The following is a 22,125-nucleotide window of genomic DNA, read 5'->3' on the forward strand; positions in this document are numbered from 1 at the left end:
AGTTCAAAATGACTTCCACGAAATTGGCCGCCCTGGCGGCGCGAATCGAGCGCTTTCCCATCTCCGGCAGCTTCACGATCAGCCGGGGCGCCAAGACCGAGGCCGTGACCGTCGTGGCCGAAGTCAGCCGCGACGGCCTGACCGGCCGCGGCGAATGCGTGCCCTATCCCCGCTACGGCGAGACCCCGGAGGCGACGCTGGCCGCCCTTCAGACCATGCAGGCGGCCGTGGCCGGCGGGCTCACCCGCCAGGCCCTGCAAGCCGCCATGCCCCCTGGCGCTGCCCGGAACGCGCTGGATTGCGCCCTGATCGACCTGGAGGCCAAGGCGTCGGGCGCGCGGGCCTGGAACCTGCTCGACCGCCCGGTCCCGGGCGAGCGCACCACCGCCTACACTATCTCGTTAGGGACCCCCGAGGCCATGGCAGCCGCCACGGCCAAAGCCGCGCACCGGCCCCTGCTCAAGATCAAGCTCGGCGGCGATGGCGATCCAGAGCGCATCGCGGCTGTGCGCGAGGCAGCCCCCGAATCCGAGCTGATCGTCGATGCCAACGAGTCCTGGACCGAGGCCAATCTGGAGCAGAACCTGGCCGCCTGCGACGCCGTCGGCGTCACCCTGGTCGAGCAGCCGCTCCCGGCAGGCAAGGACGACGCGCTGGCGCGGATCAAGCGGCCGCTGGCGGTCTGCGCCGACGAGAGCGTGCATGACCGCAACTCGCTGGCGCCGCTCCGCGCACGCTACGATGCCGTGAACATCAAGCTCGACAAGACCGGCGGCCTCACCGAGGCGCTTGCGATGGCAGATGCCGCGCAGGCGCTCGGCTTCGAGATCATGATCGGCTGCATGGTCGCAACCTCGCTGTCGATGGCGCCTGCCATGCTGGTGACGCCGCAGGCGCGCTTCGTCGACCTCGACGGCCCCTTGCTGCTCGCGCGCGATCGCGATCATGGCCTGCGTTATGACGACAGCCTGGTCTATCCGCCGGATGCCTCGCTCTGGGGCTGAGCGATCAGCCGGTGCCGCGCCGACCAGATCACGAGCGCACCTAGCGCGGCCATTGCGGCCATCACGTAATATAGGCTGTCGCCGATACGGGCATAGATCGCGCCTGACGCGATCGAGGTGGTTGCGCCCAAGAGCCCGTTGCATGCGGCGTAATAGCCCTGCCCCCGCGCGATCTGATGCGGCGGCACGCGCTGCACCAGCAGGCTCATGGTGCCGACCATGGTCATGCCGAAGGTCAGGCCGTGACCGAGCTGTGCGACCACAAGCAGCGCGAGCGGCGGCTCGTTGGCGGTGACGATCCAGCGCAGCACGGCGCTGACACCTCCGATCGCCATCAGCGACGACGGATGCAGCGAGAAACGCGGCGACAGCGCGAACACGACGATCTCGGCGATCACGCCCAGCGTCCACAGCCCCGCGATCGTCAGCCCACTGATCCCGTGCTGCTGCCAATTGATGGCCGAGAAGGTGTAGTAAGCAACGTGGCTGCCCTGGATCAGCGCCGCCGAGGCGATCACCGCCCAGAAGCCGCCATCGCGCAGCAGCGCCTGGCTCGGCTGTGCCTCCGTCGGCCTTCGCCTGATATCGTCGAGCGGCTGAAGCAGGAGGCCGGCCGCGACAGCGACGACAGCCCATGCGACGATCACCCAGATCAGGTCGCGCGCCGCGATGATGTCGACGAGAGCGCCGCACGCAAGCGAGCCGGCGGCGAATGCCGCCGAGCCCCACAGCCGCAGCGGGCCGTAATCGAGCCCGTAACGCGCGACACCGCGCAGCGCATAGGCATCGGTGAGCGGCGTCGTCGGCGTCCACATCACGCAGGTGAGCGCATAGATCAGGAACAGCGCCAGCGGCTGATGCTGCAAACCGACCGCAGCAAAGCCGAGCGCGGTCGCCAGCACCGACACCATCAGGGCGGCGCGAATGGCTTGTCGCTTTTCGGCAAAGGCGGTGACCTGCGGCAAAGTGGTGAAGCGCGTGATCGCCGGCAGCGCATTGATGAGGCCGATCCAGCCCGCGTCGATGCCGATGGCCTTCAGCCAGACCGGAAAGAACGGCAGATGCGTGCCCGCGACCGCGAAGACCGCCGCATAGAACAGCGCCAGACTCATGGCGAATCGCCGCTTCACGGTCGCCGGCGTGGGGATTTGTGATTCGCTCTGCATCAAACCAATTGCGATTCGGTCGATATCGTGGTGATCGTTACAGTAACGCGCAGTGATTTGCGCGACGAGATTGTCATGGCCAACGAAGCATTCGCCCTCTCGCCCATGTCTGCCCGCGCGGCCGAGCCGAACGAGCAGGATTACGACGCGATCCGCGAAGCCTTCATGGAGACCGCGCGCGGCCGCTGGTTCCTCGGCGAATACGCCAAGCGCAACCGCAATGCCGACACGCGCATGGTGCTCGACGCGGTCGCGAAAATCGAAGAAACCCTTGCGGCACAGCGACAACCCGTCGTCGAGGACCGCCTGCCGGAGGCGCTGGTCGAGATCCGCCGCGCCGTCCGCGAGGCCGAGACCATCGCGATCGCGGCATTCGATCCCGGCGCGATCGAGGCGAGCCTTGCGCCGATCCCGCGCGGGGTCCGCATCATCAAGGAGATCTCCTGGCGCTGGCGCGAGATCGGTGCCGACGGGCGAATCTGCGACCTCATTGATTCGCAGCTCGCCTCGATCGAGGCCGCATGCGGGCAGATCTCGACCATCGACCCCCGCGCCGAGCTCAAGGCCGCATTCGATCTGCTCAGGGAGCGGATCGACCGGACCGACGGCAGCGCGCCGCCGCAGCCCGCGCCTCCTGCGACGGCGCCGGTGCAGGACGCCGCGCCGCCCGTGGCCGAGACCGCGCCTGTCGAGACCGCGCCCGCGGCGATGACCAGCGAAGCCTCCGTGGCTTTTACGGAGACGACGGACATCGCAGAGGCTGTCAAGCCTGAAGCCGCGGTTGAAGACACCGGAACCGCCGACGCGTTTGCAATGGCCGAGCCGCCCATGGACACCGCCGTCGCGCCGGAGATCGCCGCCGACGGCGAGATCGCCCTTGACATGGCGGCGCTTGAAATCGCCGCGGTTGATGAGGTCGCGTTTGAGGAGCCGGCCGCAGCATCGGTCGCTCCCGCGGACGTCACCGACGAATTCACGCTCGACGCCGCCGCGGAAGCCGAGGACGAGGCGATCCTCGACGCCATCGCGCTGGAGATGGCCGCCCCCGATCCCGAGTTCGACGAGATCATCGCGCCGGTCGAGATGGAAGCGGCTGCTCCCGAACCGATGGCTGCGGAGGTCGCAGCCCCTGTGGCAGCCGAGATGCCGCCACCGATCGCGCCGGAGCCCGTCGTCGCACCTGTCGCGGAAGAGCCTGCCGATGCGCCGATCGCCATGGACTCGCTCGCGCGCCTCACCGACGCCATCGCTGAGGCCGCCGCCGAGGTGATGGAGCAGCCCGCCCCCGCCATGGCCGCCGCGGCATCGTTCGGCGCGGCACCGGCCGCGACGCTGCCGATGCCCTCGCCCTTGGTCGCATCGTCGCTCGAGCCCTCGCTCGGCGCCACCATCCTCGCCAGCGGCATGCTGCAAAAGCCCCGCGCGCCGGCGAACGACCCGCTCGCGCCCATCCGCCGCATGACCCAGGCCGAGAAGATCGCGTTTTTTTCGTAAGCGGGGCGTATACTTACTCTGTGTCCCGGACAAGCGAAGCGCAGATCCGGGACACAGGAGTCACAACCTCGTCTGCAGCATGAGGCCCGGCACAGCAGCGCACCGCTGAAGAAGCGCTACGCTGTGTCCGGGGCACGGCCACGAGATGCGGCGCCCGCACTCTCCGCATCATTGCAAGCGCAGCGTCACCCGCAATTCCAGACCGCGCCGATCGGCGTCCGCGTCCAGCACGGACCAAAGCTGCCGCCATTGTAGCGGCCCCCGCCGAAGCCGGGCCGGCCGAAATAGCGCCACTCGCCATCCCAGCCGTAATATTGAGGAACCGGGTCGATGTACCAATGGCGCCGGTCGGCGGGCGACATGCGGCGCATCGCTTCCTTCTGCTTGTAGAGCGGGATGCTGTTGCTCAGCGGCTGACGATAGCCCGGCAGGAAGCCGTAGCCATGCCAAGCCTGCTTGGGACGTTTCTGATTTGACCCCGCGGGTGCGACAGCGGGCAGCAGGGACAGGACGACAGCAAGGAATAGACACATAAGGCGCGACATGGATCGACCTTAGACAGGCGGACGCGAGAAGGCCACTCAAATTCGATTGCAAGACTTTTCGCCGCCTCGCGCATGATCTGCCCTAGCTGATCACGCCTTTCCGGATCAGGAAGCAGCCATAGCCCCTGCTGTCGCCGACCTGCACGACACCAAATCCCGCTGCCGCCGCGCGATAAAAATCCGGACGCGAGAGTTTTCCGGGAATGACGGCGCTGCCGGCCGCGCGCGAAATCTCCGCCAGCACGGCACGCTGCACGTCGGGCACGCGATCAGGATCGTCGACCGGCGCCATCACGCGCACCGGATCGGGATCGAAATCATCGAGCGGGTAAACCGACATGATGGCGCGGATGGCGGTCTCCATGCGCAGGCCCGGCAGCTGGATCAGGCGCTGCGATGTCGTGCTCTCTGCGATGCGGGTGGCCGGGTGATTGGCGTCGACGAAGACGAGGTCGTCGCCATGACCCATCGAGGCCAGCAGCCAGAGCAGGTCGGGCGTCAGGATCGGATCGATCGATTTCAGCATAGGACAGGTTCCGGGCGTGATTCAGATCACGCAGCCTAGCACGGTGACAGCGATCACGGACCGCCGGCTCGAACGCGGCCAGGCTTGCTCGCAACCAATCTCGCATCGAGATCAGTGCCAAGAGGAGCACGCCATGTTCCGCCTTAAGCCTTTCCTGATGACGGCCGGCCTCGTGGGAAGCCTGTTCGGCTTTGTCTGCGGGCCCGTGTCCGCGCAAGTCGCCCCGGTCCAGCCCGCCCCCACCGCGCTGCAAGGCCCGGAACAGCGCGTGGCGCTGGTGATCGGCAATTCGAACTACCGGAACGCCCCGCAGCTCGCGAACCCCGACAATGACGCGGACTCGATGGCGAAGTTCTTGAACTCGGCCGGTTTCGAAGTGGTCGCCGCAACCGACCTGACCCAGAATGACATGCTCCGCGTCGTCCAGGACTTTTCCGCCAAGATTTCCGCGCGCGGGCCGAACACGGTGGCGATGGTCTATTACGCCGGTCACGGCGTACAGCTCGCCGGCGAGAACTATCTGGTTCCGGTCGATGCCAAGGTGTCCAGCCCAACCGAGCTCGTCAACAATTCGGTGCGCCTCGTCGACGTGATGTCGACGCTGGAGACGATCCCGAGCCGCATGCGCATCGTCATCCTCGATGCCTGCCGCAACAATCCATTCCCCGATGTGAACGACGCCGGCCGGGGCCTTGCCATCGTCGACGCGCCGAACGGCTCGATCGTTGGCTACTCGACCGCGCCGGGCGCCGAGGCGCAGGACGGCACCAATGGCCATAGCCCGTACACCCAGGCCTTCCTCAACGTCGCGCGCGAGCCCAACGTGCCGATCGAGCAGCTGTTCAAGCGCGTCCGCCTGCAGGTGAACGAGACCACCAGCGGCGCGCAGATCCCGTGGGAGAGCTCTTCGCTGACGTCGGACTTCACCTTCTTCGGCGACACTGCCGTTGCGGCCAACCGCGCGCCGGTGAACGCGCCGGTGGTGCAGATGGCTTCCAATCTGCCGAGCCGGTCGACCCGCCAGGCCTATGACTATGTCGTGTCTGAGGGCCGCCCGGAATATTATCAGGAGTTCATCCAGATGTACCCGCACGACCCGCTGTGCGATCACGTCCGCTGGCTGCTCAACAACCTCCTGCTCACGCAGGCCTGGCACAAGGCGGTGCTCGCGAACTCGCCGCTCAGCTACAAGACCTTCTACGACAGCTACGGCAGCACCCCCTATGCGAAGGTCGCGCTGAACCTCCAGGCCCAACCGAAGCAGATCCCGCTGATGCAGGCGACCAAGTTCCTGGCGCCGCAGACCATTGCCCCGACCTTCAAGGTCGGCAATCTCGGCCAGCCCAAATACACGCCGCTGATGCAGCAGGGCAATGGCGGCCAGGTCGTCAACCTACCCTCCGGCAACAACCAGCCGAACGGCACGCCGTCGCAGAGCCCGGGCAAGATTGTCACCCTGCCTGCGCCGACCAACACGACCAACAACGGCGGCGGCAAGATCGTGACCCTGCCCGCAACCAACAACGGCAACTCCGGCAAGATCGCGAGCATGCCGATCAACGTGGGTAAGGGCGGCACGACCGTCGACACCAAGCCGGTCGTGCAGATGCAGAACAATCCGATCCGCGTCAACACCGGTATCGTGAAGCTTAACAACAACCCGGTGAACAAGGTGCAAGTGCAAAACAATGTCCAGAACAACGTCCAGACCAACCGCCCGCAGTTCAACACGACCAACCGCATCGTCACCAACGGCGGCAACAACTTCCGCCAGTCGATGAACCAGGCGCCGAGCATGGGCGGCGGCGGCAACCACCGCGGCGGCTTCATGCGCTGATCGCGCGGGCAGCGCACGCACGACAAAGGGGCAGAGCGGAAACGCTCTGCCCCTTCTTGTTTCGGAGATCGGTGAGGCGAAGCGATCCGTTGCCGCGACGTCCACCTCTCCCCAGCGGGGAGAGGTGGACCGAGCTCCCTCGCTAGCACTCTTCAATCAGGTAATCACGCCACCAGTTCGGCAAACAGATCCGCATCGACATTGCCGCCGGACAGCACGATCACGACGTTCTTGCCGGCAACGTCGAGGCGTCCCGCCAGCAGCGCGGCGAGACCGACTGCGCCGCCCGGCTCCACCACCAGCTTCAGCTCGTGATAGGCGAACGACACGGCCGCGCCGACTTCCTTGTCCGACGCGGTCACGCCGCGCGCGAGCAGCTTGCTGTTGATCGCGAAGGTCATCTCGCCCGGGATCAACGCCATCAGCGCATCGCAGATGGTGCGCCCCGCCGGCGGATGCGGCTCGCGATGGCCGGCGGTCAGCGAGATGCCGTGGTCGTCGAACGCTTCGGGTTCGGCCACCACGATCTCGGCTTGCGGATAGCGCGCCTTCACCGCCGTCGCCACGCCCGCGATCAGGCCACCGCCGGAGGCCGGGGCCACCACGATGTCGGGGGCAAGACCAAGCGTTGCCATGTCCTCCGCGATCTCGCGGCCGGCGGTGCCCTGCCCGGCGATCACGAACGGATCGTCATAGGGCCTGACCAGCGTCGCGCCGCGCTTTTCGGCGATGCCGCGCGAGATCGCCTCGCGGTCGTCGTTGTAGCGGTCGTACAGCACGACATCGGCGCCGTAGGATTTGGTGCGCTCGCGCTTCGACAGCGGCGCATCCGCGGGCATCACGATGGTCGCGTGCATGTCGAGGATCTTGGCCGCCGCCGCCACGCCTTGCGCGTGGTTGCCGGAGGAGAACGCGACGACGCCGCCGGCGCGCTTGTCCTGTGGGATCGAGAACACCTTGTTGAAGGCGCCGCGGAACTTGAAGGAGCCGGTACGCTGGAGCATCTCCGGCTTCAGGAACACTTTGGCACCGACGCGCTCGTTGAGCACGGGAAAGGACAACAGCGGGGTGCGGATGGCGAAGGGCGCGATCACGCGCGCTGCGGCATCGATATCGGCAGGGCCGATCGGGAGGAGCTGTTCGGTCATGGCCAAACTGTATCGCGGCCGCCGCGAGCCGGGCAAGACACCTCCGCGCGATGGACCCTGGATTTCAGGCTACAAAACTAACCGAGTCCGCCGCATTCCTGCCAGGAAGCACCGCGCCGACCGCCAGAATGCTGTCCACGAAGGCCCGCGCCGAGGCCTCCCAGGTGTAGTTGGCGGCGAACTCCACGCAGTCCTGCCGGGAGATGCCGAGCGCCGCAAAACAGGCATTGCGGAGATCGTGGTCGAGCGCGCCGACCGGCGCATCGCCGATCACGTCGCGGGGGCCCTTCACCGGGAAGGCCGCCACCGGCAGGCCGCTGGCGAGCGCTTCGAGCAGGACCAGGCCGAACGTGTCGGTCTTGCTGGGGAATACGAACACGTCCGCCGCGGCATAAATCTCCGCCAGCGCCTCGCCGTGCTTTTCGCCCAGGAAGATCGCCTCGGGATAGGCCTCTTCCAGCGAGGCGCGCGCCGGGCCGTCGCCGACGATCACCTTGGTGCCGGGCAGATCGAGGTCGAGGAAGGCCTCGAGATTCTTCTCCACCGCGACGCGGCCGACCGACAGGAACACCGGGGCCGGCAGGCAGAGGTCGATGGCGCGGGGATGGAACAGGCCGGTGTCGACGCCGCGCGGCCACAGCAGCACATCGTCGAAACCGCGGTCGGTCAATTCGCGCGCGAGCGCCGGCGTTGCCGCCAGCACGGCGCTGCTGGCGCCATGGAAACGACGCAGCGCCCGCCAGATCAGAGCTTCCGGAACCGGCACGCGGGCACGGACATATTCAGGGAAGCGGGTGTGGAAGCTGGTCGTGAACGGCAGCTTGCGCTGACGGCAATAGCGGCGGACCATCAGGCCGATCGGCCCTTCCGTCGCGATGTGGATGCTGTCGGGCCGCGCGTCCGCGATCAGCTTTGCGATGCGCGCCGGACGCGGCATCGCCAAGCGCACGTCGCGATAACTGGGCAGCGCGAAGGTGCGGAACGATTGCGGCGTCAGGAACGTGAACTCCACGCCGAGCGCCGTGCCGGCATCAGCGAGCTTGGTCAGCGTCCGAACCACACCGTTGACTTGCGGGTGCCAGGCGTCGGTCGCGACCAGGATGCGCATCAGGCGGCCTCTGTCATGCGGCTCTGGCCGCTACCTGCGGGACCGCCGCAGGCTTCTGCGCATGGTCTGCCCAGGTGATGATCTCGAAATGGCCGTCGTCGTGCTCGACGAGGGCAGTGCAGCTCTCGACCCAGTCGCCGCAATTCATGTAGCGGATGCCGGCCTCATCGCGGATCACGGCATAGTGGATGTGGCCGCAGATCACGCCGTCGGCGTCATGGCGGCGTGCTTCGGCGGAGAGCGCCTGCTCGAACGCGCCGATATAGTTCACCGCGTTCTTGACCTTCTGCTTGGCCCATTGCGACAGCGACCAATACGGCACGCCGAACATGCGGCGGAAGAAGTTGACGAAGCGATTCACCTGGATCGCGAAGTCGTAGGCCTTGTCGCCGAGATGGGCGAGCCAGCGCGCGTTCTGCACCACGAGATCGAAGATGTCGCCGTGGATGACGAGGTAGCGCTTGCCATCCACGCCTGTGTGGACGGTGTTCTCGACGACGTCGATGCCGCCGAAATGCGTACCGTAATAATTGCGCAGGAATTCGTCGTGATTGCCGGGCACGTAGATAATCTTGGCGCCCTTGCGCGCCTTGCGCAGCAGCTTCTGCACGAGGTCGTTATGCGATTGCGGCCAGTGCCAGCTCGATTTCAGCGCCCAGCCGTCGACGATGTCGCCGACCAGATAGATCGTGTCGGCATCATGGTAGCGCAGGAAGTCCAGCAGAAGATCGGCTTGAGAACCGCGGGCTCCGAGATGAACGTCGGAGATGAACAACGTGCGAAAGCGCCGTTCCGGGCTCTCGTCACTCACATCGTAACTTCCCATGCGCCAGCCTGTAACAAATGTCCCGTGACAGGGGGATGACAGATTGAACCCTTGAGGCGCCCTCAGATACGAATCAGACCTTGCCTCGCCCTCCCCGCGAATATCAGTCGCATGCGACAATCAGGCGACATGGGCGCCGCAAGAAGAGAGAACCCTCACCCGGCGCGCCGGACGATGCTTCGCATCGCCCGGGATGCGCCGACCTCTCCCGCTTGCGGAAGAGGTGAACGAGCCCGCCTCAGTAAAATTTGTGGAAATGATGGACCGGTCCGTGGCCGTGACCGACGCTGAAACGGTCGGCGGCCGCGATCGCGGCACTGATCCAGGCCTTGGCATGGCGCACGGCCTGCGCGAGATCCTCCCCCCTGGCGAGCCCCGCTGCGACCGCCGAGGACAGCGAGCAGCCGGTGCCATGGGTGTTTCGGGTGGGGAGCCGCGGGGCTGCGAGCGCAATCGTTTTCTCGGAATCGACGAGATAATCGGTGCTGTCGGCGCCCTCGCCGTGCCCGCCCTTGATCAGGACCGCGCGGCAGCCGAGCGCCATCAGCCGGCGTCCCTGGCTCTCGATCGCAGCCTCGCTTGTCGCAACGGGCTCGTCGAGGAGCGCTGCGGCCTCGGGCAGGTTCGGCGTGATCACCGAGGCGAGCGGTATCAGTCTCGTCCGCAGCGCCTCGACGGCTTCGGACGCGAGCAGCCGATCGCCTGATGTTGCGACCATCACGGGATCGAGCACCACATGGCGCGGTTTCCAGCGCATCAGCGCTGCCGCGATCGCGTCGATGCTGGCGGCTTGCGCGACCATGCCAATCTTCACCGCGCCGACCGCGAGATCGGAGAACACGGCGTCGATCTGCGCGGTGACGAAGTCGGCCGGCACCGCATGAATGCCGGTGACACCGCGCGTGTTCTGGGCGGTGAGCGCCGTAATCGCGGAGGCCCCATAGACCCCGAGCGCCGCGAAGGTCTTGAGGTCGGCCTGGATACCGGCGCCGCCGCTGGAATCGGAGCCGGCGATGGTGAGCGCCACGGGCGTCGTCATGGAGCGATCTTCCGCGTTTCGAGGCCAGGGCTTTGCGAAATCATGGCCTGTCGTAGCGCGCCTCCCGAAGGCCAGCAAGCTGCGAATCAGGCAGATTCATAGCCACACCGCCTTGTCGTCCCGCAGACGTGCACATCCCGCGAAATATGGGCTCGGCATCACCCGGCCTTGGCGTTCCCGTCGAAATCAGGGAAACCTTGTTCGATTCGTCAGCGGCACGTCGTTGCGGGCCGGACTCGGCCTGCAACCCTCTCGGGGTTATACCATGTGGGCCTATTTCGAACGTCTCCTCGACTCCTCGATGTTCTCGCCGCACGGCATTTGCCTGTTGTGGGAGCCCGAGCTGATCTGGCTCCACGTCGTCTCGGACGCCCTCATCGCGGCCGCCTATTTCTCGATCCCGTTCGCCCTCGCGATCCTCGTCACCAAGCGGCGCGACCTCAAATTCGGCTGGGTCTTCTGGGCCTTTGCGGTCTTCATCATGGCGTGCGGCCTCACCCATGTGCTGTCGATCTACACGCTGTGGGTTCCGATCTACGGCATCGAGGGCCTGGTCAAGGCGGCGACCGCGGTGGCATCCGTGTTCACCGCCGGCGCGCTCTGGCCGCTGCTGCCGAAGATCCTGACCATCCCCTCGCCGTTCGAACTCCAGAAAGTTCAGGCAGCGCTCGAGGAGGAGGAGATCAAGAGCCGGGACGCGACGCTGCTGCTCCGGCAGGTCGAGGACGCCCAGCGCGCGCTACGCGAGAGCATGACGCGCCTCACCGCAATCGTCGACACCGCGGTCGACGGTGTCATCCTGTTCGACGCGCAAGCCCGCATTCTCCTGTTCAACCCCGCCTGCGAACGGCTGTTCGGCTATCGCGCCGACGAGGTCATGAATCTCGACATCGGCATGCTGATGTCCGACGAGAAGAGGAGCCCATCGACCAGTCGAGCGCGCGGTTTCGCAACCGGGGAAGCGAGGGGTCTGCGCAAGGACGGATCGACCTTTCCGATGGATTTGTCCGTAGGCCAGGCCTGGCAGGACGGCGAACTGATCCACGTCGGCATCGTCCACGATCTGACCGCACGTAAGCTGACCGAGCAGCAGCTTCAGCAGGCGCAGAAGATGGAGACGGTCGGCCAGCTCTCCGGCGGTATCGCCCACGACTTCAACAATCTCCTCACCGTCATCATCGGTAACGCCGAGCATCTCAGCGAACAGCTCAAGGCCCGCCCCGATTTGCGGCAGTTTGCCGACGACATCTGCGCATCCGGTGAACGCGGCGCCGAGCTGACGCAGCGGCTGCTCGCATTCAGCCGCCGCCAGTTGCTCCAGCCGCAGACGATCGATTGCCGCGAGCTGCTCGAATCCATGTTCAAGCTGTTCAAGCGCACCTTGCGCGAGAACATCGAGATCAGGACGGCGTTCGGGCCCGGCACGATCCGGGCCTTTGCCGACCGTGCCCAGCTTGAATCCGCGGTGCTGAACCTTGCGCTGAATGCGCAGGACGCCATGCCCGCCGGAGGACACCTGACGCTGAGCGCGGAGCTGGCTGCGATCGACGAGGACTATCGCGCCCTGCATCCGGAAGTGATGTCCGGCAGCTATGCCCTGATCTCCGTGACCGACGACGGCGAAGGCATGACGCCCGACGTCGTCGAGCACGCCTTCGAGCCGTTCTTCACCACCAAGGAGGTCGGCAAGGGCTCGGGCCTCGGGCTCTCCATGGTCTACGGCTTCGCCAAGCAATCCGACGGGCACGTCTCGATCTATAGCGAAGACGGCCTCGGTACCACGGTCCGGATCTACCTGCCGCGCGCCGACGCAGGACGATCACAGGCCGACCTCCCGGACGGCGAAGAGGCGGCGCCGAGAGGATACGAGACCATCCTGATCGCCGAGGACGATCCGTTCGTCCGCTCCTCCGCCATTCGCAGGGTGGAGGCTCTCGGATATCGCGTCGTTGCTGCGGTCAACGGCAAAGAGGCGCTGGAGCGGCTGCGCAGCGACCCCAGCATCGACATGCTGTTCACCGATATCGTGATGCCCGGCGGCATGAGCGGCTGGGAGCTCGCCGATCAGGCGCGGCGGATTCGCCCTTCGCTGCCGGTCCTGTTCACCTCGGGCTACGCGCTGGAGACCCTGGTCGCACAGGGCCGCGCGCCGGCCGAAGCGATCGTGCTGACCAAGCCCTATCGCAAGATCGAGCTTGCGCAGCGGCTTAGGGAGGCCTTTGCCGCCGCGATCGTGACCTCCTGAGCGCCGGACTGGCGGCCGGCAGGCCCGCTTGCTAAAGCGGGGCGGTTTTGGCCTATTATCGGCCAGCTATGCCTTCGGAGTGACTGCAATGGTTCCCTTTTTCGTCCAGATCAAATGCAAGCTCGGCCAGTCCTACACGGTCGCCAATGCGCTCGCCGAAGCCGAGATCGCCTCCGAGATCTACTCCACCGCGGGCCAGTACGATCTGCTGGTGAAGTTCTACGTCGACAACGACACCGACATCGGTCATTTCGTCAACGAGAAGGTGCAGGTGCTGCCGGGCATCCAGGACACGCTCACCATCATCACCTTCAAGGCCTTCGGGACCAGCTAAGGCATGATCCGGACCCGAAGGCCCGCGTTAGCGCAAAGTGCGCAGCGGCTTTCCAAAAAGATCATGCGCAACCAACAATCTAAAGCGCGATGCGTCGCGCTTGCCTGCATTTGGCGCAAGCCGCAGGGTTGCGAAGCCGGCCGCCTGTGCTAGCGTCCGGCTGTTGAAATTGAACTGAGTACCGAGACGTCATGGCTCTCACCACGTCGGTGCCGCTGCTGATCAGCCAGCAATTTGATAGTGAAGTGGTGCTCGCCAACTATCAGAACGGCGTCTACTACAACCTCGACGGCAGCGCCGCGCAGATCTGGCTGGGCCTGAAGGCCAACCAAACGGTTGAGGCGATCGGTCGCGCCCTCGCCGCGGCGACCGGCGCCGATGTGGCGTCCGTCACGCAACAGGTGCAGGCCTTCGTCGACAGCATGCTGACGGAGGGCCTGATCGCCGAAGGCGATACCAGTGCGCACGCCGAGACATGGACACCAGTGCTGTCGGGCGCGTTCGCTGCCCCGGAATTCCAGCGCTTCGACAATCTGCGGGAGCTCTTGCTGATGGATCCCGTGCATGACGCCGGCGAGGAAGGCTGGCCCCTGCGCGAGACCCAAGAGAAACCACAAGAGAAGCCACCAGAAACGAAATGAAGGCGAGTGATCTCATCCGGCGGGAGATCGCCTCGGTTTTCACCGAGACGGGGGCGCCGATCGAAGCGCACGCCCGCTGTGGCCCGTTCGGCCTGCGCCTCGGCTTTGCCTCGCAGGATCTGGCCGGCATGTTCCTGCCGGCCTATATCCAGAGCAAGCCTGAAACGGCCGATCTTGACCTGCGTTTCATCGCCGCAAGTCACCACGATCTCTCCGCGCTGGTGCCGGAGGCCGCAGAGAAGCCGCGCCTGCTGATCGAGGACGGCATCTATTCGGTGTGGCAGCCCGCAATGATTCCCGTGCTCTATGCGGTCGATCTCACCGCAAGGCGCGGCATCGCCTGGCTGCCGAAGGGCGATGCGCCGCCCTGGATCCGCAGCCGCCCCGCGATATCGCTGATTCATGCCCTGATGCGCGACACGCCCTGGTGCGCGGTCCATGGCGCCGCGGTGGGCAGCGACGCAGGCTTCACGCTGCTCGCCGGCGAAGGCCACAGCGGCAAGACCACGGCGGCGCTGGCATGTACCAAAGCCGGCTGGCTTTATGCGGGCGACGACTTTGTCGCCGTCAACAGCGAGACCGGCCGGATCGAGCCGCTGTTCTGCTCGGCGCGCTTGCGCCCTGCCCTCGTCGAGACCTTTCAAAGCTTCGTCGGAAAGACCATTGCGGTCTCGGATTTCAACGGCGAGCCGCGCCATGAGCTGAGCCTCGCCGATCTCGGCGATCGCATCGGCGGCGGACAGTTGCGCGCGACCTTCATCCCGCGCCGGCGCGGTGCTGCAGCGCCCGAATTCACACCGGCGAAACAGTCGGACGCGTTTCGCGCGCTGCTGCCGACGACGTCCTACGAGCTGCCGGGATGGCCGAACGAGATTGCCTCCAAGATCGCGAAGATCGCAGGCCTCGCACCGGTGTTCATCGCCGACACCGGCACGGCGCCGATGGAGATTCCGGCCGCCTTCGCTCACAAGCTCGACCAGCTCTGAGGCCGCATGCGCGTCTCCGTGGTCATCGCCGCTTATAACGCCGAGGCCTACGTCGCCGAGGCGATCGAGAGCGTGCTCGGCCAGACCGTTCCGCCCGATGAGGTCATCGTCGTCGATGACGGATCGACCGACGGCACGCGCGGCATTCTCGACGGCTTCAATGGCCGCATCGTCGCGCTCACCCAGGCCAACGGCGGTCAGGCCGCCGCCGTCAACAAGGGCCTGGCGCTCGCGCGCGGCGAGCTGATCGGCTTCTGCGATGCGGACGATCTCTGGACTCCACGCAAGCTGGAATTGCAATTGGCGCTGCTCGACCATGACGCCGGCATCGAAGCCGTCTTCGGCAGACTGCAGCAATTCGTCAGCCCCGACGTTCCGGACGAGCATCGTGCACGCCTCGCCCCGGCGGTCGAGATCATGCCCGGCGAGCTGAAGCAGTGCATGCTGATCCGCCGCGACGCCTTGATGCGGATCGGGCCATTCGACGAAACGCTGCCCGCGACCTTCTTCATCGCCTGGCTCGGCCGTGCCAAGCAGAGCGGATTGAAGACCGCCCATGTCGACGACACCGTCGTCAGACGTCGCCTCCATCTCGGCAATGGCGGCCGCACCAATACGGAAGCTCAAAATCTGCAGACGCTGCTGGCGCTGCGCAAGGCCATCAAGGCGCAGCGGCCGCCGGAGTGAACACCGCCACGCCGTCGACCGCGACCGACGTCACGAACAGCCCGAGCAGACGGTGGTCGATCGAATGTCCGATATCCATCGGACGGCCGCTATCGAGCATCCGCAGCGCGACGACGATCTTGCGCCGATCCGTGCCGACGATCTTCGCCTTCAGCATCAGCTTGAACGGCATCGGATCGTCGCGCTCGGCGACGATCCGGAACACCTCGCCCGTGCCCGTATAGGCCGCAAAGCGAAAGCTGTCCGTGCCCGGCGGCAGGAACGGGATGACCCCCAGCTCGATCGCGGCGAACGCCTGCGATCGTGCCTCGACCGGCACGTCAATGACCGCGAATTGGTGATCGGTCCACCGTCCCTCGTCTTCCGGAATGGAAAACCCTTGTCCGAACCAGACCTCCCGTCCGCGCAGCGGATGGGTCGCGGCGGATGCCTGCTGCCACACCCGCTTCAGGATCGCATCGTGAAGATGCGGAAAATGCACCACACTGGCATCGAACGCGGCCATGGCGGCACCGGGCAGGCGCAGCCAGTCGAGCAGCCGAAACGGCGCCTTGAACTGCGCACGCAACGAGGCAAAGAAGGCGACCGCAAAATGCTGCCATTGCGAGCGGTGCGCCGGCGGCACCGCGCGCAACCCGATCTCGACGGACTTTCCGGGCGGGCCGTAGCGCCAGAGCTGCTCGACCAGACCATCCGGCACGAGCGCCGGCATCTCCCGTGCGACCACGTCGAGCAATTGCGCCGCGAACAGGCTGCCATTGTAGCGCGTCACGATCGCGCGGAAGCGATCCCAATCGACCTTGTCGCCGTAGTTCTCCAGCACATGGACAACCTCGAGCGCGCGAAACACCATTTCCTTCTGATCGGCAGGCTCCGGCCGCATCGCCGCGATCGCCAGCTCCTCGGCAAGCCCGGGGATCAGCACCTCGTAGCTCAGCAGCTTCGCCCGCTCGGCGGTCCTGAACAGCTCTTCGGTAAAGCTCTCGTCGTCGAGCCAGAAGATCGCACGCCAATGCAGGTCGATGGCCCGGCCGAAGCCCGCCCGCGACATCGCGACGGCATGGATGTCGCGGTCGTAGTCGCTCTCCGAGAACAGCTCGACCTTCATGCCATGGCTGCGGAACGAGGCCCGTCGCAGCACCTCGATGGCGCGGGACGCCTCGCTGCGCCGGACCAGGAGATCGTAATCCCCGGTCATGCGCTTCGCCATATAGCTCTCGTCGCGCGCAAACAGCGCGCCGCCCTTGATCAGCAGCGCGGCAATGCCGGCGGCTTCGAGCGCCCTGTCGGCCTCGACGAGATCGCGCACCCGCGTCGCGTTCGACAGCCAGACATGCTTGACGACGCCGCGCATCTTCCTGGTGTCGGCATCGACAATGCCGGCCTTGTCGACCGTGGCGAGGAGCAGCGGCATGGTGCGGTAGACGATCTCGTCGGCCGCCTCCAGCGGCTCGGAGGCGCGCCACGCCCGATAGGCATCGATGCCCGTCTGGCCCTGTCCGAGCGCCGCTCGGAAAAGCGTCAGAAAACGCCCTCTGAGGACGATCGGAAGCCTTGCGGTGCGCGCCATCTCAACCAAATGGTTGAACTGCGTGGCCCGTGACATCCGGCCCGGCACAATCACGCGTCGAAACGACGGGCACTGCTCGTGCAAAGATCAGACACACCATCGTGACGCAATTCCAATTCCCAACCGGCAGCAAAACATGCTGGCGCACATCCTGCGTGTCAATTGGAAAGGGCCTGCGTCAGGCGCCACCCTCCTTGCGCGTCGGTCGCGCCGGGCCATCCACCGGCGGCAGCGACTTCAGGTAATCCGCCATCGCCGCGAGATCGGCTTCAGGCAATTGCGAAATGTTCTTGATCACGCGCGTCATCGCGCCGCCGACGCTGTCGCCGTCGGGCAATTCGCCGGTCTTCAGGAAATAGGAAAAATCCTTCACGCTCCATTCGCCGAGGCGCTTCTGCGTGATGTTGGGCACCCATCCCTCGCCTTCCGGATTGGGCCCGCCGGCAAAGCGCTCGCTGGAGATAATGCCGCCTAGCGGGTTGCGCGGGCTGTGGCATTCGGCGCAATGGCCGAAGCTGTTGACGAGATAGGCGCCGCGATTGAACTGCGGCGATTTGGTGCTGTCGGCGACGAACGGCTTGCCGTCCATGAAGAGAAATTTCCAGATGCCGACATTCCGCCTGATGTTGAACGGAAAGCCGACGTCGTGGTCACGCACCTTGCCGCTCACGGCCGGCAGCGTTTTCAGGTAGGCAAAGAGATCGAGCACGTCCTCACGCCTGGCGTGTTGATAGGACGTATAGGGAAAGGCCGGGAAATAATGCTGACCGCCGGGCGAAACCCCGTGCATCACCGCGTTGACGAACTCGGCCTCGCTCCATTTGCCGATACCATCAGTCGGATCGGAGGAGATGTTGGGCGCGTAGAACGTTCCGAACGGCGACTTGATCGCGACGCCGCCACCCAGCCTGAGGCGATCGGGCTGGTCGGGAACGGCATGGCAGGACGCGCAGCCGCCGGCATTGAAGATCACCTCGCCATTGGCAGGGTTTGGCACATGGGCCGGCCCTGTGCCGATGGCTGCGACCACCGGCGCGCTGAGCCACCAATACACGCCAAGAGCGGCGACGGCCGCGAGCAGCGCCGCGAAAATTGTTCGTTGCAACATCAAATCCATCCACGCGGTTGCGGCGAGCCTATGACCGATGTCCGCGCGGCTCCAGCCACGAAGAATTTAAGCCGTCCCCCGCGGCCACGGGAATAAACTGAAACGGCGGCTGTTGGAAGTTTGGCAGACCTTTGAGGCCACCAGGGAGAAATGTCATGAACAAGATCGTCATCGCCGTGTTCGCGCTCGGCGCCATTACCTTCGCAGCCCCCGCCAGCGCCGAAAAACTGAAGGCAACGCTGGACGGCAAGTCCGAGGTGCCCGCCACGACCAGCAGCGGGACGGGAACGGCCGACCTGGATTACGATGCTGCCAGCAAAAAATTGTCGTGGAAGCTCACCTATTCCGGGCTATCAGGCCCCGCCACCGCCGCTCATTTCCACGGGCCCGCGGAGACCGGCAAGAACGCCGGCGTCGCGGTGCCGATTCCGGGCGCCGCCAACAGCCCGGTCGAGGGCTCGGCGACGCTGACCGACGCGCAGGCGGCCGACCTGCTCGCCGGCAAGCTCTACGTCAACATCCACACCGCCGCCAATCCGGGCGGCGAGATCCGCGGTCAGGTGACGAAGTAGGCGAAAACGCCGCGTCATCGCGGAAAGGCCGGGCGCAGGAGGGAGCGGCCGGCCTTTTCGATTCGGGGCCGTCAGCTCGGGCGCTTGCGCACCGCGACCTGATGACTCCTAAGGATCACCTCGGCATCGCCGTGCCAGGCGAGGAAGGCGTCGACGGCGGGCGCGACGCGCTCGGCGTCGGGATTGTCGGGCTTCCAGGTATAGTCGTCCATCAGCATCACGCCGCCCTCGCGCAGCAGGCGCCAGGCGCCGAGGCAATCGATCATCACGTCGTCGCGCTGGTGGCTGCCGTCGACATAGATGAAATCGAACACCGCATTCTCTTCGCGCAAGCTGCCGAGCGCCTTGATCGAGGTGCCCACGATCTTGCGCAGGCGCTCAGCATAGCCCGCAAGGTTGCGGTCGAACCGCCCGCCATCCTGCTCCGGGAAGAGGTCGACGCAAGTGAGATGCGCGTTTTCGAAGAACGCGAGCCAGAACAACGCGGAGCGCCCTTCCTTGGAGCCGATCTCCAGCACTCGCGTGGTGGTATCGCGCATGTCGCTGAACAGCGTGCTCCAGACCATCGTGCGTCCGGCCACATAATCGCGCCGAAACTCCTTGCCTGCAAAGATGTGCGCATAGGGGTCCTGCGCCCGCGCCAGCTCGACAACGCGCGCACGAATTTGCGCCTGCCGTGAGGACTCGCTCATGACGGGCGCGACCTTGGCTCTGCGACGACACCCACCATTGTGCCATCGACCTGACGCCTTATGATCGCCTCCATAGCAAAGGGGCGCAACATGACCACTCCCAACGAGATTTATCCCGCCTTCCCTGGCAAATTACCGCACCAAGAGGCCGGCCGGAAGCCTGCTCGCGCATCATCGCATCGTCTGGCGGGCATTGTCGTTGCCGCAACGTTCTTTCGTTCTCCGGACCGGTTGCCGCAAAGCGACATGGAGCGGCAGGCTCAGTGCGAGCTGTCCGCCATCCGCGACACGCGATCGCCCCTCGCCGTGCAGTACATCCGCTCCGCCTGCAACTGGCTCGTCATCAACGGCGATTCCTTGCTGAATGCATCCAGCAAGGGCTATTACGTCTGCCTGGTGCGGCAGCTCTCCGGCGCGCAGAGCAACGAGGCCGCCGCGGCCATCATGTCGGCCTGCCGCGCGTCCAATCCTCTCTAGAGCATGATCTGGAACGGTGCGAAGCAGTTTTCCGAAAAGATCATGCTCAAATAACGACCGCACTCAGGCCGCGTTCAGCGCCTGGGCGAGATCGGCGATCAGATCCGACGGATTCTCGATGCCGATCGAGAGCCGTATGGTGGAATCGAGCACGCCGATCTTGTGGCGGATCTCGGCGGGAACGCCGGAATGGGTCATGGTGGCCGGCAGGCTCGCCAGCGATTCCGTGCCGCCGAGGCTCACCGCGAGCTTGAGGATCTGCAGCGCGTTGAGGAATTTCACGGCGGCTTCCTTGCCGCCGGCGATGTCGAACGAGAACGTCGAGCCCGCCCCGAGGCATTGCCGCGCGAACACGCGCCCCGCAGGGGATGCTTCATCATGATGGCCGAGATAGTGGACTTTTTCGACCTTGGGATGATCGCGCAGATAGGCCGCCACGAGCCGCGCATTGGCGTCGGCCTTTTCCATGCGCAAGCTCAGCGTCTCCAGCGAGCGGTTGATCATCCAGCAGGAATGCGGATCGAGCTGGGTGCCGATCGCGCCGCGCAGCTGCTTGATGCCCTTCATGACGGCCTTCGCGCCGAGCGCGGCACCCGCGATCAGGTCGGAATGGCCGCCGACATATTTCGTGAGCGAGTACAGGGAAACGTCCGCGCCGTGCTCGATCGGGCGCTGAAACACCGGGCCCAGCAGCGTGTTGTCGCAGGCGATGATCGGCGTGTGTCCCTGGGCCTTGCCGATGGCGTCGGCGACGCGGCGGATCATGGCGATATCGACGAGGCCATTGGTCGGGTTGGCCGGCGTCTCGATCAGGATCATCGAGACCCGGCCCTTGTGCATTGCCTCCTCCGCGGCCTGTTTGACCGCGGCTTCATCGATGCCGTCGGCGAAGCCGACCGCGCCGATCGACAGCCGCGCCAGCGTGTTCGTCAGCAGGGTTTCCGTGCCGCCATAGAGCGGCTGTGAATGCAGGATGACATCGCCGGGGCGAACAAATGCCAGGATCGTGGTCGAGATCGCCGCCATGCCGGAGGAGAACAGCGCGCAGCTCTCGGTGCGCTCGTAGATCGCGAGCCTGTCCTCGACGATCTCGCTGTTGGGATGGTTGAAGCGCGAATAGACCAGGCCCGCCCCCATCCCCTCCGGCGGCTCGCGCCGGCCCGCGACGAAATCGAAAAAGTCCTGCCCGTCCTCGGCGGTCTTGAACACGAAGGTCGAGGTCAGGAACACCGGCGGCTTGATGGCGCCTTCAGACAGCTGCGGATCATAGCCATAGGTCAGCATCAGGGTTTCCGGATGCAGCATATGGTTGCCGATGTGAGTCTTGGACGGGAACGGTTTTGCCATGGGACACCTCGCTGGTTCCTGGTTGAGCAGAGATAACTGCTCCGACAGCAATCCGTCAGGACCGACAAACAGAATATTCCGCCGCCATGCGCGCAAACAAAAGAGGCGATTGCTATCGCAACCGCCTAACCTTGATTCCTGTAGCCCGGATGGAGCGAAGCGCAATCCGGGGCGGACGATCAGCTTGACTGGACTTTCCCGGATTTCGCTTGCGCTCCATCCGGGCTACGAAGCCTTTTCGTCAGCCGTTCTTGACGCGGAACGTCTCGTGGCAGCCGCCGCATTCCTTGCCGACCGCGGGGAATGCCGCCTTGAGCGTATCGAGATCCTTGATCTTGCCCTTGGCCTCGGCGACGACCTTGGCGAAGCTCGCGACCTTGGCATCGAAGCCGGCCTTGTCCTCCCAGACTTTCGGCGAGGCCGAGTAATCGCCCTCGGGCTTCATGCCCTTGGCGCTCGCCGGAAACAGGTTCGGCAGCTTCTTGGCGGTGTCCTCGAACTGCGCCAGGGCGCTATCGACGGTGGCCTGGTCGTAGGGCTTCTCGCCCTTGACCATCGCCGCCATCGCGCCGGCGTTCTTGCCGTTGCCCTTCATGAGCGCCTGGACCTCCTTGACGGAGTCCTGCTGTGCCCAAACCGTGCCCATGCCGAGCAGCAGCGCGCCCCCGACAACCAACACTCGCTTCATTCGCAAAATCCCTTTTCGCTGAGACAGGATCGTGCCGACCCCACATGAGGCCAACACCATTAGGCAGATTTCATTCCATCCGGAG

The 22,125-nt window shown here is 65.4% G+C and carries 22 protein-coding genes; 10 read left to right on the forward strand and 12 right to left on the reverse strand.

The window, feature by feature from the left end; translation table 11 throughout:
- The first annotated feature begins 8 nt into the window (after positions 1-8).
- Positions 9-1,004: an N-acetyl-D-Glu racemase DgcA gene (dgcA, locus tag HYH08_RS32830; RefSeq protein ID WP_220013967.1), complete on the forward strand. Its 996-nt coding sequence runs from the start codon at positions 9-11 to the stop codon at positions 1,002-1,004.
- Here dgcA and HYH08_RS32835 read toward each other — a convergent pair.
- Positions 974-2,170, reverse strand: a complete 1,197-nt coding sequence (locus HYH08_RS32835) for an MFS transporter (RefSeq protein ID WP_220013968.1) — start codon at positions 2,168-2,170, stop codon at positions 974-976. The genes dgcA and HYH08_RS32835 overlap by 31 nt on opposite strands.
- 75 nt (positions 2,171-2,245) lie before the next feature.
- Between HYH08_RS32835 and HYH08_RS32840 the strand changes: the two genes are divergently transcribed.
- Positions 2,246-3,664, forward strand: coding sequence for a hypothetical protein (locus HYH08_RS32840; RefSeq protein ID WP_220013969.1), 1,419 nt, complete (start codon positions 2,246-2,248; stop codon positions 3,662-3,664).
- A 185-nt stretch (positions 3,665-3,849) separates the two neighbouring features.
- Here the strand turns inward: HYH08_RS32840 and HYH08_RS32845 are convergent, their stop codons facing one another.
- Together HYH08_RS32845 and HYH08_RS32850 are read right to left on the reverse strand one after the other, a co-directional pair.
- A complete protein-coding gene (locus HYH08_RS32845; protein ID WP_220013970.1) occupies positions 3,850-4,209 on the reverse strand; it encodes a hypothetical protein in 360 nt (119 codons plus the stop codon).
- Between the two features lie 82 nt (positions 4,210-4,291).
- Complete coding sequence (locus tag HYH08_RS32850) at positions 4,292-4,735, reverse strand: RbsD/FucU family protein (RefSeq protein WP_220013971.1); 444 nt, start codon at positions 4,733-4,735, stop codon at positions 4,292-4,294.
- A 133-nt stretch (positions 4,736-4,868) separates the two neighbouring features.
- Here HYH08_RS32850 and HYH08_RS32855 point away from each other — a divergent pair, with 133 nt between their 5' ends.
- Positions 4,869-6,572, forward strand: a complete 1,704-nt coding sequence (locus tag HYH08_RS32855; protein ID WP_220013972.1) for a caspase family protein — start codon at positions 4,869-4,871, stop codon at positions 6,570-6,572.
- A gap of 164 nt (positions 6,573-6,736) precedes the next feature.
- Here HYH08_RS32855 and HYH08_RS32860 read toward each other — a convergent pair whose 3' ends face one another.
- The 4 genes from HYH08_RS32860 to thiD form a co-directional block, all read right to left on the reverse strand.
- On the reverse strand, positions 6,737-7,720 hold the full coding sequence (locus tag HYH08_RS32860; RefSeq protein ID WP_220013973.1) for a threonine/serine dehydratase family protein: 984 nt from the start codon (positions 7,718-7,720) through the stop codon (positions 6,737-6,739).
- 64 nt (positions 7,721-7,784) lie between these two features.
- Positions 7,785-8,828 carry a glycosyltransferase family 4 protein gene (locus HYH08_RS32865; RefSeq protein ID WP_220013974.1) on the reverse strand — a complete coding sequence of 348 codons (1,044 nt, stop codon included), beginning with the start codon at positions 8,826-8,828 and terminating at the stop codon, positions 7,785-7,787.
- A 13-nt stretch (positions 8,829-8,841) separates the two neighbouring features.
- Positions 8,842-9,654: a UDP-2,3-diacylglucosamine diphosphatase gene (locus tag HYH08_RS32870; protein ID WP_220013975.1), complete on the reverse strand. Its 813-nt coding sequence runs from the start codon at positions 9,652-9,654 to the stop codon at positions 8,842-8,844.
- Between the two features lie 238 nt (positions 9,655-9,892).
- Positions 9,893-10,693 (reverse strand): bifunctional hydroxymethylpyrimidine kinase/phosphomethylpyrimidine kinase, encoded by an 801-nt coding sequence (gene thiD, locus HYH08_RS32875; protein WP_220013976.1) that lies wholly within the window; start codon positions 10,691-10,693, stop codon positions 9,893-9,895.
- Positions 10,694-10,958: 265 nt separating this feature from the next.
- Here thiD and HYH08_RS32880 point away from each other — a divergent pair, with 265 nt between their 5' ends.
- From HYH08_RS32880 to HYH08_RS32900, 5 genes are all read left to right on the forward strand, one after another.
- On the forward strand, positions 10,959-12,938 hold the full coding sequence (locus HYH08_RS32880) for a PAS domain S-box protein (protein WP_220013977.1): 1,980 nt from the start codon (positions 10,959-10,961) through the stop codon (positions 12,936-12,938).
- An 88-nt stretch (positions 12,939-13,026) separates the two neighbouring features.
- A complete protein-coding gene (locus HYH08_RS32885) occupies positions 13,027-13,272 on the forward strand; it encodes an Lrp/AsnC ligand binding domain-containing protein (protein ID WP_212333251.1) in 246 nt (81 codons plus the stop codon).
- Positions 13,273-13,463: 191 nt separating this feature from the next.
- Complete coding sequence (locus tag HYH08_RS32890) at positions 13,464-13,913, forward strand: PqqD family protein (RefSeq protein ID WP_220013978.1); 450 nt, start codon at positions 13,464-13,466, stop codon at positions 13,911-13,913.
- Positions 13,910-14,899: a hypothetical protein gene (locus tag HYH08_RS32895; protein ID WP_220013979.1), complete on the forward strand. Its 990-nt coding sequence runs from the start codon at positions 13,910-13,912 to the stop codon at positions 14,897-14,899. The genes HYH08_RS32890 and HYH08_RS32895 overlap by 4 nt, the downstream gene beginning before the upstream one ends.
- A gap of 6 nt (positions 14,900-14,905) precedes the next feature.
- Positions 14,906-15,586, forward strand: coding sequence for a glycosyltransferase family 2 protein (locus HYH08_RS32900; protein WP_220013980.1), 681 nt, complete (start codon positions 14,906-14,908; stop codon positions 15,584-15,586).
- Here the strand turns inward: HYH08_RS32900 and HYH08_RS32905 are convergent.
- Together HYH08_RS32905 and HYH08_RS32910 are read right to left on the reverse strand one after the other, a co-directional pair.
- Positions 15,561-17,192, reverse strand: coding sequence for a nucleotidyltransferase family protein (locus tag HYH08_RS32905; protein ID WP_220013981.1), 1,632 nt, complete (start codon positions 17,190-17,192; stop codon positions 15,561-15,563). The genes HYH08_RS32900 and HYH08_RS32905 overlap by 26 nt on opposite strands.
- Positions 17,193-17,334: 142 nt before the next feature.
- Positions 17,335-18,264: a c-type cytochrome gene (locus HYH08_RS32910; RefSeq protein ID WP_220013982.1), complete on the reverse strand. Its 930-nt coding sequence runs from the start codon at positions 18,262-18,264 to the stop codon at positions 17,335-17,337.
- A gap of 155 nt (positions 18,265-18,419) precedes the next feature.
- On the opposite strand from HYH08_RS32910, the gene HYH08_RS32915 reads away from it, so the two are divergent.
- Entirely contained in the window at positions 18,420-18,836 is a 417-nt protein-coding gene (locus HYH08_RS32915; RefSeq protein ID WP_220013983.1) for a CHRD domain-containing protein, read from the forward strand.
- A gap of 71 nt (positions 18,837-18,907) precedes the next feature.
- On the opposite strand, the gene HYH08_RS32920 is transcribed toward HYH08_RS32915, so the two are convergent.
- On the reverse strand, positions 18,908-19,528 hold the full coding sequence (locus tag HYH08_RS32920) for a class I SAM-dependent methyltransferase (RefSeq protein WP_220013984.1): 621 nt from the start codon (positions 19,526-19,528) through the stop codon (positions 18,908-18,910).
- A 90-nt stretch (positions 19,529-19,618) separates the two neighbouring features.
- Here HYH08_RS32920 and HYH08_RS37760 point away from each other — a divergent pair, with 90 nt between their 5' ends.
- Positions 19,619-20,005, forward strand: coding sequence for a VF_A0006 family four-cysteine protein (locus HYH08_RS37760; protein WP_220013985.1), 387 nt, complete (start codon positions 19,619-19,621; stop codon positions 20,003-20,005).
- A 63-nt stretch (positions 20,006-20,068) separates the two neighbouring features.
- Here the strand turns inward: HYH08_RS37760 and HYH08_RS32930 are convergent, their stop codons facing one another.
- Complete coding sequence (locus HYH08_RS32930) at positions 20,069-21,352, reverse strand: cystathionine gamma-synthase family protein (protein WP_220013986.1); 1,284 nt, start codon at positions 21,350-21,352, stop codon at positions 20,069-20,071.
- Positions 21,353-21,593: 241 nt separating this feature from the next.
- Positions 21,594-22,040 (reverse strand): c-type cytochrome, encoded by a 447-nt coding sequence (locus HYH08_RS32935; protein ID WP_220013987.1) that lies wholly within the window; start codon positions 22,038-22,040, stop codon positions 21,594-21,596.
- Positions 22,041-22,125 lie beyond the last annotated feature (85 nt).

It is taken from the genome of Bradyrhizobium sp. BR 10289 (assembly GCF_019455385.1).
In the GTDB taxonomy this organism is placed as follows: domain Bacteria; phylum Pseudomonadota; class Alphaproteobacteria; order Rhizobiales; family Xanthobacteraceae; genus Bradyrhizobium.